The following is a 10,909-nucleotide window of genomic DNA, read 5'->3' on the forward strand; positions in this document are numbered from 1 at the left end:
TATCGCCGCTATCCCCAGGCAGCGTAAAGATAAAACACGTCCTGACGCATGGATCAGGACGTGTACCCGCTGCAGAAGGTGGTGTCCGCTGCCAGGGTTGAATGGATATTAAGCGATCATACTAATGCCAAGCACCGTTGCCAGCGCAATGCCGATGGCCAGTAGCAGGAAAATAAAGAAAAATACCTTGGAGATGGTGGCCGCGCCTGATTCAACGCCTCTAAACCCCAAGAGCCCGGCGATAAATGAAATGACCAGAAACAAGAGTGCGTAATAAAGCATGTTCGACCTTTCCCAATTGGTTAAATACATGCTCATGATAAAAAAAGCCTGGCATGCGCACTATCAGCCTCTGTCGTGACTGCCAGTCAGAAAAGGCTGACGCACCGCGCAGTCGGATCATGCGTGATTGACAAGTATAAAAGTGCTTGGCGAGCGTCAAAATGCGCGTATATTATTTCAGATCAAAGATAGGCAAGTCCGCCAGTGGGAAGGGCGGAGTGCAAGTGGGTTAACCTGCAGGAGGGCGCAGTCATGGGTGGAATCAAACAGTGTCGAGCAGCCTGGCTGGTCACAGGAAGTTGCCTGTTAAGTCTTTGGTGGCCAGTTTCTTTTGCGCTGGCCTCCAGCGATAGTGCCAAAGTGATCAGTGCCATGACAGTGACTGAGGATAAGCACGGTAGCAAATCCACAAGCAAGCCTGCCGTCATTGCGCTGGTCAATCTGGATGAGGTGTCGCCTGACTGCCAGCAGCAAGTCACCATGGCCAGAATCAAAACCGTGGCCTATAGTGAAAGTGGCATGACGCCTGAGAAAATCAAGTTTGACTGGCAAGGCAATGCGCTGGATGTGGCCACCAATGTCGGCGAAAACCCGGTATTGACGCTAGAAGAGATTCAGGCCGCCCACCAGTTTATCCGCGTCGGCAAGCAGTACCTGATTCATTTTCAGCTGTGTTCTGATGGTCAGCAACGCAGCCTGATTAATTTATATGCCACGCTGAATCCGCCGAGTCGGCCAGCACGTAAAATCAAATCGTAAGATCGTTCTCCCTATCAAGATGGAGCATGATGCCAGGGTGGGTTGGATGGCCAGCAACGGATCGTTTTCAGCCCATACTGTTCCCAGCATAGTGCATCAGACCTAGCGAAGTGCGTAATGCCTTAGCTCAGCTTGGTCGGGCCGCCAGCGTCTGGCCGTTGAAACCGCACCCTCATCAACGTGCCTATACCCTGTGCGCCAGCGCTAACGGTGATGCTGGCACTATGCAGCGCCACAATCTCCTTGACGATGGATAAGCCCAAGCCACTGCCTTCCTGTGAATGGTTGAGCACGCGGTGAAAGCGTTCAAACACCATGGCATGCTCTTCTTCCGGGATGCCGATACCGTTGTCTTCCACCTGGATTTCTGTCCATTTTTCCTGGGCAATCACAGACAGCGTCACCTTGCCCCCTTCCGGCGTGTAGCGAACCGCATTGTCCAGCAGGTTGACCAGCAGAATCTTCAGGCGTTGCTTGTCGGCATGGATAGTGAAGTCTGGCAAAGGGCCAGCACCACTGGATTCCAGCCCCAGGTCTATATTTTTTTTCAGTGCAAAATGAATCACTTCCACGCAGGCATCTTGGGCCAGGGCCAGCAGATTGACAGGTTTGAGCGCAATCACGTTGGCGGCTTCAGGCTGGTTATTTGACAGCCGCAACAACTGGTTGACGATATGTGTGAGCTTGCTCACGCTTTCGCTGATCATGCCCAGCTGGTGTTGAGACTGGTCCTTGGCCTGCTCATGGCGCAATGCCAGCTCCAGTTGCGCCTGTATGCCCGCCAATGGGGTACGCAATTGATGGGCGGCATCGGCAATAAACTGGTTCTGCGCCAGGATGGCGTTATTGAGCCTTCCCATGAGCAGGTTGATCGAGTTGATCAACACCATGGCCTCTTCGGGTACGTTGTTGAGCATGACCGGGTCCAGTTGCGTGCTGGAGCGTTTGGCGATCTCTTCGTTGAGCTCGTGCAGTGGCCGTAGACCCTTGGTCACCCCGGCTAACAGCATGACACTGCAGACCAGCAGCAGGAGCAACTGTGGCAGGACGATGGCAAAGAGAATCCGGCTGCGCAAGTCATTACGTTTGTGCACGGTTTCGGCAATCAACACAGAGTACATGAGCGGCTGGTTCTGACGATCTACAATCGTGCTTTTCTGATTAAGCAATCGCACGACCTCGCCATGCGCTCTGGCATAGCGTAAATGACGATGATTCAAGCTGTCCTTGTGGTTAAAGGGCAGTGTCGGGTCGCCACTTAAATAATGGCCTTGCGCGTCGTAAATCGCAAAATAAGTTTTATCATCCTTGTCAGAAAACAGCACTGTTTGTGATTCCGTGCTCATTCTGAAATTTTCCGGGGTCTTGCCGGATTCGCTGATCATGGCGATCACGTCATTGGCAATATCCTCCAGCATCTCATCAAACGATTGCTCAATAAAGTGGCTCCCCACCTTGTACAAAATGGTGGTGTCCAGCGGGACCAGGATGAACATGGGGATGGTCACCCACAAAAATAACTGTTTGCGCAGGGTGCGGCCCTGGCTCAATTTGAACAGTCGATTCATGGATTTTTTTGTTCCATGATATAGCCCAGACCGCGTACGTTGGAAATGCAGACCTCGCCGTCGCCCAGTTTTTTGCGCAAGCGGTGCACATAGACCTCAATCGCATTCTGGCCGATATCCTGTTCCCAGTTGCACAGGCTTTCAATCAGCGCCTCTTTGGTTACCAGCTTGCCGCATTTATTGGCCAGGGTTTCCAGTAAGGAAAACTCGCGTGGCGACACACTGAGTTTCTCGCCCTTGAGGTGAACGCTATGCTCCTTGGTGTCCAGTTCCAGCGGACCTATCGTAATCTTGGAGGAGTAGTGCGCATTCACGCGCCGGATCTGGGCACGGATTCTGGCAGCCAGCTCGGGCAGTCTGAATGGTTTGATCAGGTAATCATCCGCGCCCATGTCAAAGGCGTTGACGATATCATCCGGGTTGTCATTCGCTGTTAGCACGATGATAGGGACGGATTGTTTGCTGTTGCGCAAGCGCTGAATGACTTCAAAGCCGGTTAAAAACGGCAACCCCAAATCCAGTAACACCAGATCATAGGTTTGTGCTTGTGCCGCCAGTACACCGTCCTTGCCATTTCTGAACCAGTCAACCGCATAGGTTGCATTGACTAGCGATTGCACGACGGCATCACCTAGTACCACATCATCCTCAACCAACAAAATACGCATTCATCTGAGTCCTGCTTCAAGATTACTGCTAGCTTGCCTCATGCCTACTTACAGCTTGCTTACATCAATTTTGCCACTGAATGACTGTAAGTGTTTCGTAAGAATTTGACTGCATGATGACGCCGTAACCAAGATTGACCGGTAGGCGCAACAGCAAGGGCCTGCTGTTCTGACCAGATTGCTGTTGTCGAAAAATAAGGAGAGGGTGATGTTATTTATTGTGGATTTTGATGGCACCATTTCAAAGTCGGACACGATTGATGCCTTGCTGGAGAAGTTTGCCGATGACCGTTGGCAGCAGTATGAGCAGTCGTGGCTGGCGGGCGAGATCGATGCCGTCACCTGCATGAGCAACCAGTTGGCGCTGGTTGAGGCCGATCACATTGCCCTCGAAAGTTTTTTCCGCACCATAGAGCTAGACCGTAGCTTTTGCCAGTTTCATAGCTTTGCCCGCCAGTTTGCGCGTGTGGTGATTGCCAGCGATGGCCTGGATCATGCGATCAAGGTTTCCATGCAACATTCCGCCTTTCCTGAGCTGCCGGTGTTTGCCAATCGCCTGAACTTTGAACCCAAAGGCATCCGCATGACTTTCCCTAACCGTCAGCCTGATTGTGCGGGCGGCAACGGCAATTGCAAATGTGCGATTGCCACGGCCCAACGCGCCTACCCTGGCGAAAAAGTGGTGCTGATCGGCGATGGCAAGTCAGACGCCTGCCTGGCCAAACGTGCCGATGTGGTATTTGCCAAAGGTTCACTAGTCAAGCATTGCGAAAAAAACCAGATTCCTTTTATTCCGTTTTCAACCTTTGACGATGTGGTGGCCGTCTTGCAAGACTGGCCCGAATGTCAGATTTCAACCACCCTTACCCACCAAACAGCCTAGTGAGGCGATTTCATTATGGACCAAAAAATTATAGAAATTCTCGATAAGAACAATCAGTACTGTTCACATGGTGACACGGTGAACTATGCCGATCCTCCCAAAGTGTTTGAGGGCTGTGATGGCAGCTTTTTGTATGACGAAAAAGGGGTGAAATACCTCGATTGGCAAATGTGGTATTCCGCTGTCAATTTCGGCTACAAAAATGAGCGCATTGCCAATGTACTGAAGAAGCAGATTGATACCTTGCCTCAACTGGCCAGCCAATACCTGCACAAGGAAAAAGTCGAGCTGGCAGAAATCATCTGCCGCTACATGGAAGAAAAATATGGGGTCAAAGGCCGCGTCCACTTCAACGTCGGCGGGGCACAAGCGGTTGAAGACTCCTTGAAAGTGGTGCGTAACCATACCGGTAAAACGCATCAGTTTGCGTTTATGGGTGGCTACCACGGCCGTACGCTGGGCGCCTCTGCGATTACTTCCAGCTACCGTTACCGCCGCCGGTTTGGCAACTTTGCTGACCGCGCGCACTTTGTGCCGTATCCATACTGCTTCCGTTGCCCGTATGACATGAAAGTGGAAACTTGCGATACCTATTGCCACAAAGAGTTTGAAAAACTGTTTGAAACCGAATACCAGTCTTTCTGGGATGAAAAATCCAAACAGTGTGAATTTGGCGCGTTTTATATTGAGCCTATGCAGGGGACCGGTGGCTACATTATTCCGCCTGAAGGATATATGCAAAAGCTGCAAGCTTCACTGAAAAAACGCAATGTGTTGCTGGTGGCTGACGAAATCCAGATGGGCGTTTACCGGACGGGTAAATTGTGGTCCTGGGAAAACTTTGGCATCGTGCCGGATATTTTTGTGTTTGGTAAGGCGATCACTAACGGCTTGAATCCGTTGTCCGGGATCTGGGCGCGCGAAGAATTGATCTCGCCTGAAAAATTCCCACCAGGCTCAACCCACTCTACTTTTGCCTCGAATCCGCTCGGCACTGCCGTGGCACTCGAAGTGTTGAAGATGACGCAAGAGTCTGATTTTGAACCGCATGTACGTCAACGGGGTGCGCATTTCCTCAAGCGTCTGCATGAACTGAAGTCGCGCTGGAAGTGCGTGGGCGATGTCAGCGGTCTGGGCCTGGCGCTCAGAATCGAGTTGTGCGAGAGCGACGGTTTTACCGCAAGTCGTGCCCTGGCTGACCGCATGTTTAACGAAGGCCTGAAAGGCGATTTGCTGGTCGGTGACAAGCAGTATGGCTTGGTGCTGGATATCGGTGGTTACGAGAAAAACGTGATCACGCTGGCGCCTTCGCTGATGATTACCGAGGAAGAAATCGACCTGGGTATCCAGCTGTTTGAAATGCTGCTCAAGCGTTGCGGAGCAGAGTAACTTGCTTGAGATGGAAGTGGTGGCCTACGATTTTGATGGCAGCATTCAGGCGCAGCTGGCCATGCTGAACGCGCAAGGGGTTCAGCCGGTGCTGCATGCCATGCGCCAGCATGAAACGGCGACGCGCCTGTGGGCGTCGGCCAAGGCGTTTGCCGCCATGGCCAGCCAGTTGCGGCCGCGCACAAGCCTGCCGCAATTTTCGCTGATCGGTTCCGGCGACTACCACCATATCTCACTGGCCTTGATTGCGCGTTTTGAAACGCCGTTGACGGTGGTGCTGTTTGACAATCATCCTGACTGGATGCAGCCGCCGCATCAGTATCACTGTGGTACCTGGGTCTATCAACTGGCCCGTTTGCCACAGGTCAAGCGCGTGATCATCGTCGGCCTCGAAAGTGGCGATATTGATTACGATCAGTTTAAAAAAGGCGATGTAGAAAGCTTTCTGCAGCAAAAAATCATTTTGTTGCCTTATCGCAAGGTGCAGGTGAATGCGCAGCAGCCCCTGTTTTTGCACAGCAAGCTGGCGCAAGATCTGACGACGGGGATTCAAGAGGTGCTGTCGTACATAGACACTGAGCAGGTCTATATCAGCATTGATAAAGACTGCCTGCAAGCGGCAGACGCCAAGACCAACTGGGAGCAGGGGAGCCTGCCTCTGGCCACCGTCACCGCCGTCATTCAGGCGCTCAGCCAGCATAAACAGCTCATAGGTGCGGATACGGTGGGCGACTTTTCGCCGGTGCGGTTCCGTTCACCACTCAAATGGATCGCCTCTTATTTAGACCGCAAAGTGCATCCGCGTGAGGCTGTGCAGGTTGCCGCCCAGGTTAATGCTGCTGCCAACCTGCGCTTGTTGCATGCCCTGAAGGGGGGCGCATGATGATACATACCGGCGCATTATTTGTCGCAGCCGTCCTGCTGGATACGCTGGGCACCACCTTGTTTAAGCTGGGTGCCATGCAACCGGAAACCACGGTAGAAGCTTCGCCGATGGCGCTGTTACGGTCTTGCCTGACCCGCTGGCATGTGCCGGCCGGCTTGCTGGTCTACGTGGTGGAATACGTGATCTGGATTACCTATTTGTCCGCCTCTTCGCTGAGCCAGGCTTTTCCGATGTATAGCATCACCATTGTATTGATCATGCTGGTGTCACGACTGGCGCTAAATGAACAGATTGGCATGAAGCGCTGGCTGGGGGCCTTGCTCATTGTGGCCGGCGTTGGGTTGTTAGGGAGCAACACATGAACACATTGCAACAACTGATAGGCGAAAACGGCTTCTGGCTGCAACAGTCAGAACATGCCGTATTACTGGTCCACGGTTTGACCGGCACGCCTGCAGAAATGAAACATTACGGCAAGCAAATCGCCCGTAAAGGCCTGTCTGTCGTGTGCCCGGTGCTGGCCGGGCATTGTGCCTCGGTGCAGGAGTTGAGTCGCACCCGCTGGCAAGCGTGGTTTACCTCGATTGAAGCCGTCTTTCTCGAGATGCGCAAACATTATAAAAGCGTGTTTGTTTCAGGCCTGTCTATGGGCGCACTGATTGCCTTGCTGGTGGCTGCCAAACACGGCAAAGAAGTGGCTGGCGTGGTGCTGTTGTCGGCGACCTTTGTATATGACGGCTGGAATATCCCCCTGTTCAAGCAACGCTTTTTGTTGCCCCTGGTACTGTATTCGCCCTTGCGCTATGTCATGCAGTGGGAAGAAACCGCGCCTTATGGCATCAAGTGCGAGCGTACACGCGCCATGGTGGCTGCCGTGCTTGAAAACAAGGATGCCCGTACCTCGGAAAAAATCGGCTATTTCAAGACCCCGGCGACCGTCATCTACCAGAGTGTCAAATTGATCCGCGCAGCGCGCAAGCAGCTGCCACAAGTCACTTGCCCGGTATTGATTGTGCATTCGACCGAGGATGACATGGCCAGCCTTAAAAATGCCTATCTGGTAGAAAAAGAAATTGCCAGCAAGCATGTGGAAACCTTTTATATCGGCGATACCTACCACGTGGTGACACTGGACAAGCGCAAGGATGATATCGCCAGACGCAGTGCAGAGTTTTGTTTGTCCGTGATTAACGCCTGATCACTAGAAGTGAGATAAGTAAGGAGTGCTTATGCAGAATACACAGAATACATTTGAAGTCGTGAGCGGCCTGATCGCCAGCAAGCTGGAGATAGACCAGAAGGCGATTACACCGCAGAGCAAGCTGGTCGACCTTGGCCTGGACTCGCTGGATATTTTTGACATTATCTTCCAGGCTGAAGATCAGTATGGCATCAAGGTGCCTAACCCTTCAGAAGAGATTGCCACCGTAGAAGATGTGGTGCGCATGCTGGACGACTTGCTCAAGACCGAGGCCAGCGCATAATGAGCATGCCGCGTCGGGTGGTGATCACGGGGGCGGGCATCGTTTCGCCGCTAGGCAACGATGTGACGACCTTTCAACAAAGCCTGTTGAATGGGGTGTCAGGCATTGGTGCGCTCAAGGCCGAGTTTGCCGAGCAACTCGAAACGCGGATTGCTGCCCAGTGTCAGTTTGAGCCCGAGCAGCATTTCAGCCGCCAGGAGCTAGCCTTGCTCGACCGCGTCAGCCAGTTTGCCTTGCACAGTGCCGAGCAAGCCTTGCAGCAGTCTGGTATCGATTTGGCTGCCTTCAGTCCAGACGCGCTTGGTTGCTTTATCGGCACCGGCATGGGTGGCGCTGCCGCCACGGAAGAAGGCTATGCGCGCTTGTTCAAACAGGGCCTGAACCGGCTCAAACCGTTTACGGTACTGATGGCGATGAACAGTGCCGCTGCCTCGCAAATTGCGACCAAATACCAGCTCGCTGGCCCGAATCAAACCATTTCCACCGCATGTTCTTCTGCCGCGATTGCCATTGGTGAAGCCGCCAAACAGATTGCCTTTGGCCGCTGTGAAGCGGCGCTGGCCGGCGGCAGTGAAGCCTTGCTCACCTTTGGTACCATCAAGGCCTGGGAGGCATTGCGTACCCTCGCCAAAGAAGACCCGCAAGCCGCTGCAGCCTCCTGCAAACCGTTTTCTGCCGATAGAACGGGCCTGGTACTCGGCGAAGGTGCAGCCGTGTTCGTGCTCGAAACCTACGAACATGCCAGTGCGCGCGGCGCGCATATTCTGGCGGAAATCGTCGGTTTTGGTACGTCAAATGACTTTAGCCATATGACCCAGCCTTCGGTCGAAGGTCAGGCCCTGGCCATGCAAAAAGCCTTGCAAGATGCCGGCCTCAACCCTGAGCAGATCAGCTATATCAATGCTCACGGCACCGGCACCCAGCTCAACGATGTAACCGAGACCCGTGCGATCAAGCAAGTGTTCGGTGAGGCGGCGGCGCAGATTCCGGTCAGCTCCACCAAATCCATGCATGGTCACTTGATGGGCGCTGCGGCCGCGGTCGAGTTGGTCGCCTGCATTGTCGCCTTGCAGCAAAACACCTTGCCACCCACCATGCATTTGCACACCCCGGACCCGGAATGTGATTTGAATTACGTGGCCAACCAGGCGCAACCCGTTCAGCATCTCGAGACTGTCATGAGTAACTCGTTTGCCTTTGGCGGCACCAGCGGTGTCCTTATTTTGAGAAAGATCTAATCATGCAAACTGCCTTATATATGGATTCCAACCTCAGTGCTGAAACGCCTGTGTTTGACGTCGAAGTTGGCTACAGTGCCGCCAAGTTTCCCGAGGAAACCTGGAAAACACTGTTAAAGGATGATCTCGAAGGCTACCGCTTGCATCTGGCGTTTGACTCCGCCAATGTGCAGGGCTTTAAAACCGGTTACCTGGCGGTCAAGAAAAACCAGGTCATTGTTTGCCTGGCGCCGTTTTTTATCACCGATTACAACCTGGATACCACGGTGCAAGGGCGCCTGAAACCCTTGCTGCAAAAAGTCCGCGAGCGTATTCCTTTCCTCATGCGGGTCAAATTACTTTGCGTCGGTTCGCCGATTACGGATGCCTGCAAAATGACCTTGCATCCTGACTATCCGTTTGATCCGGCCATGATGCAGGCCCTCAATGCGCAGTTGCAAAAAATCGCCGCCAAAGCCGGTGCCTCGGTGATTGCGTTTAAAGATGTGCTGGCACGTGACCTGCAAAAAGTGGGTGCCCCGCTCAATGCGTTGGGCTACAGCACGCTCAGAAACATGCCGGTCGCCGTCAATCAGATCGCATTTGACTCGATGGAGGCCTACTTCGCCAGCCTGAGTTATGCCACGCGCAAAGACCTGCGCAGAAAGCTCAAAAAACGCTCGCAGATTGAAATCCGCGAAGTGCAGGGCATGCCGTCCAATCTGGACGAAATCTACCAGCTGTATCTCGAAACCTATGAGCGCAGCGAATTGAAGTTTGAAAAACTGACCAGCAGCTTTTTTGAGTTTGTGGCGGGCCTGATGCCAGAAAATACCCGCTTTGTGCTGTATTACCTCGAAGGCAAACTGATTGCGTTTAACATGCTGCTGCACAACGGCCATACCCTGATGGACAAATACATCGGTATGCACCAGCCTGTCGCGGCGGAGCACAATATTTACTTCTTAAGCTGGATCTATAACATCGAGATGTGCCTGCGCGATGGCATCACGCAGTTTCAAAGCGGGCAGGCCTCCTACGAGGTAAAGAAAAAACTGGGTGCCGAGCTTGAAGACACTTATTTGCTGTTTAAACATACCAACCGCTTCCTGAATCAACCGCTGGCTTGTCTGGCCAAATTGCTTGCTTATGAAAACTTTGACCAGAACATCTAACGCCAGTGTCGTCTGGTTATTTTCACTGCTGATTTTCTGCGATACGTTTAGTCAGGTGTTATTCAAGATGGCCTCGCTGGAGGTCGGCGCGGCCTCATTGGAAAGCTGGCAGAGTTTTTTTGCCTTTGCCGGCTCACTGTTGCTGCAGCCTGCGCTGGTGGGTGGGGTGATGCTGCTACTGGTGGCATTTTGTTGCTGGATGCTGCTCATGTCCCGCACCGACCTCTCCAAGGCACATTTGATCTCTGGCATTGCCTATGCCACCGTGCCACTGGTCTCGGTATATTTGTTTGCCGAGCATCTGAGCCCGGCGCAAATCATGGGCATTGGCCTGATCACCCTGGGGGCGACGATTTCCAGTCTCAGCTAGCAGCGGGCGATTAGCGCAATGCCAGCCTCCATTCACGCGTCCAGCATGCGATGTCACACCTGAATGTGCCTGTAACAGGGTTTAAAAATAACAGTGTCACATCTCCCCACTACAGTGTTGACGGTTTTCCGTTGAAACATCTAACTTTTTTGCCGTTTTAGATAATATTTTTATGTTTAGATTAATTTTTGTTTGTATAATACATTAATATAAATTTGTTTTTGTAAT

General features: G+C 52.7%; 13 protein-coding genes. 10 read left to right on the forward strand and 3 right to left on the reverse strand.

Going from position 1 to position 10,909, the window contains the following annotated elements; genetic code table 11:
• Positions 1-108 precede the first annotated feature (108 nt).
• Positions 109-282 carry a DUF1328 domain-containing protein gene (locus tag GOC95_RS08695; protein WP_194749360.1) on the reverse strand — a complete coding sequence of 58 codons (174 nt, stop codon included), beginning with the start codon at positions 280-282 and terminating at the stop codon, positions 109-111.
• A gap of 252 nt (positions 283-534) precedes the next feature.
• Here GOC95_RS08695 and GOC95_RS08700 point away from each other — a divergent pair, with 252 nt between their 5' ends.
• Entirely contained in the window at positions 535-1,041 is a 507-nt protein-coding gene (locus tag GOC95_RS08700) for a hypothetical protein (protein WP_275356708.1), read from the forward strand.
• A 122-nt stretch (positions 1,042-1,163) separates the two neighbouring features.
• On the opposite strand, the gene GOC95_RS08705 is transcribed toward GOC95_RS08700, so the two are convergent.
• Together GOC95_RS08705 and GOC95_RS08710 are read right to left on the reverse strand one after the other, a co-directional pair.
• Positions 1,164-2,609 (reverse strand): ATP-binding protein, encoded by a 1,446-nt coding sequence (locus GOC95_RS08705; RefSeq protein WP_275356712.1) that lies wholly within the window; start codon positions 2,607-2,609, stop codon positions 1,164-1,166.
• Positions 2,606-3,277 (reverse strand): response regulator transcription factor, encoded by a 672-nt coding sequence (locus GOC95_RS08710; RefSeq protein ID WP_194749362.1) that lies wholly within the window; start codon positions 3,275-3,277, stop codon positions 2,606-2,608. Before GOC95_RS08710 ends, GOC95_RS08705 begins: the two co-directional genes overlap by 4 nt.
• Positions 3,278-3,485: 208 nt before the next feature.
• On the opposite strand from GOC95_RS08710, the gene GOC95_RS08715 reads away from it, so the two are divergent.
• The 9 genes from GOC95_RS08715 to GOC95_RS08755 are packed head-to-tail and all read left to right on the forward strand — an operon-like array spanning position 3,486 to position 10,681.
• Positions 3,486-4,160 carry an MtnX-like HAD-IB family phosphatase gene (locus tag GOC95_RS08715; RefSeq protein WP_194749363.1) on the forward strand — a complete coding sequence of 225 codons (675 nt, stop codon included), beginning with the start codon at positions 3,486-3,488 and terminating at the stop codon, positions 4,158-4,160.
• A gap of 15 nt (positions 4,161-4,175) precedes the next feature.
• Positions 4,176-5,549 (forward strand): aminotransferase class III-fold pyridoxal phosphate-dependent enzyme, encoded by a 1,374-nt coding sequence (locus GOC95_RS08720; protein ID WP_275356713.1) that lies wholly within the window; start codon positions 4,176-4,178, stop codon positions 5,547-5,549.
• Positions 5,550-5,559: 10 nt separating this feature from the next.
• On the forward strand, positions 5,560-6,432 hold the full coding sequence (locus tag GOC95_RS08725) for an arginase family protein (RefSeq protein ID WP_275356800.1): 873 nt from the start codon (positions 5,560-5,562) through the stop codon (positions 6,430-6,432).
• On the forward strand, positions 6,429-6,797 hold the full coding sequence (locus tag GOC95_RS08730) for an EamA family transporter (protein WP_275356714.1): 369 nt from the start codon (positions 6,429-6,431) through the stop codon (positions 6,795-6,797). Before GOC95_RS08725 ends, GOC95_RS08730 begins: the two co-directional genes overlap by 4 nt.
• The gene (locus tag GOC95_RS08735) at positions 6,794-7,633 is read left to right on the forward strand and encodes an alpha/beta fold hydrolase (protein WP_275356715.1); all 840 of its coding nucleotides are present in this window, start codon (positions 6,794-6,796) and stop codon (positions 7,631-7,633) included. The genes GOC95_RS08730 and GOC95_RS08735 overlap by 4 nt, the downstream gene beginning before the upstream one ends.
• 31 nt (positions 7,634-7,664) lie before the next feature.
• Positions 7,665-7,919 carry a phosphopantetheine-binding protein gene (locus GOC95_RS08740; RefSeq protein ID WP_275356716.1) on the forward strand — a complete coding sequence of 85 codons (255 nt, stop codon included), beginning with the start codon at positions 7,665-7,667 and terminating at the stop codon, positions 7,917-7,919.
• Positions 7,919-9,157: a beta-ketoacyl-[acyl-carrier-protein] synthase family protein gene (locus GOC95_RS08745; RefSeq protein WP_275356717.1), complete on the forward strand. Its 1,239-nt coding sequence runs from the start codon at positions 7,919-7,921 to the stop codon at positions 9,155-9,157. Before GOC95_RS08740 ends, GOC95_RS08745 begins: the two co-directional genes overlap by 1 nt.
• A gap of 2 nt (positions 9,158-9,159) precedes the next feature.
• A complete protein-coding gene (locus tag GOC95_RS08750; protein WP_275356718.1) occupies positions 9,160-10,311 on the forward strand; it encodes a GNAT family N-acetyltransferase in 1,152 nt (383 codons plus the stop codon).
• Complete coding sequence (locus GOC95_RS08755) at positions 10,286-10,681, forward strand: hypothetical protein (RefSeq protein WP_194749370.1); 396 nt, start codon at positions 10,286-10,288, stop codon at positions 10,679-10,681. The genes GOC95_RS08750 and GOC95_RS08755 overlap by 26 nt, the downstream gene beginning before the upstream one ends.
• Positions 10,682-10,909 lie beyond the last annotated feature (228 nt).

The sequence above is a fragment of the Methylophilus sp. YYY-1 genome (genome assembly GCF_029132825.1).
Classification (GTDB): domain Bacteria; phylum Pseudomonadota; class Gammaproteobacteria; order Burkholderiales; family Methylophilaceae; genus Methylophilus; species Methylophilus glucosoxydans.

What these genes read in the sequence shown, in the direction of transcription:
- GOC95_RS08700 (WP_275356708.1), top strand. Translation starts at nt 535, where the DNA reads ATGGGTGGAATCAAACAGTGTCGAGCAGCCTGGCTGGTCACAGGAAGT.
- GOC95_RS08730 (WP_275356714.1), top strand. Translation starts at nt 6,429, where the DNA reads ATGATGATACATACCGGCGCATTATTTGTCGCAGCCGTCCTGCTGGAT.
- GOC95_RS08740 (WP_275356716.1), top strand. Translation starts at nt 7,665, where the DNA reads ATGCAGAATACACAGAATACATTTGAAGTCGTGAGCGGCCTGATCGCC.
- GOC95_RS08755 (WP_194749370.1), top strand. Translation starts at nt 10,286, where the DNA reads ATGAAAACTTTGACCAGAACATCTAACGCCAGTGTCGTCTGGTTATTT.
- GOC95_RS08715 (WP_194749363.1), top strand. Translation starts at nt 3,486, where the DNA reads ATGTTATTTATTGTGGATTTTGATGGCACCATTTCAAAGTCGGACACG.
- GOC95_RS08705 (WP_275356712.1), bottom strand. Translation starts at nt 2,609, where the DNA reads ATGAATCGACTGTTCAAATTGAGCCAGGGCCGCACCCTGCGCAAACAG.
- GOC95_RS08745 (WP_275356717.1), top strand. Translation starts at nt 7,919, where the DNA reads ATGAGCATGCCGCGTCGGGTGGTGATCACGGGGGCGGGCATCGTTTCG.
- GOC95_RS08735 (WP_275356715.1), top strand. Translation starts at nt 6,794, where the DNA reads ATGAACACATTGCAACAACTGATAGGCGAAAACGGCTTCTGGCTGCAA.
- GOC95_RS08725 (WP_275356800.1), top strand. Translation starts at nt 5,560, where the DNA reads ATGGAAGTGGTGGCCTACGATTTTGATGGCAGCATTCAGGCGCAGCTG.
- GOC95_RS08710 (WP_194749362.1), bottom strand. Translation starts at nt 3,277, where the DNA reads ATGCGTATTTTGTTGGTTGAGGATGATGTGGTACTAGGTGATGCCGTC.
- GOC95_RS08750 (WP_275356718.1), top strand. Translation starts at nt 9,160, where the DNA reads ATGCAAACTGCCTTATATATGGATTCCAACCTCAGTGCTGAAACGCCT.
- GOC95_RS08695 (WP_194749360.1), bottom strand. Translation starts at nt 282, where the DNA reads ATGCTTTATTACGCACTCTTGTTTCTGGTCATTTCATTTATCGCCGGG.
- GOC95_RS08720 (WP_275356713.1), top strand. Translation starts at nt 4,176, where the DNA reads ATGGACCAAAAAATTATAGAAATTCTCGATAAGAACAATCAGTACTGT.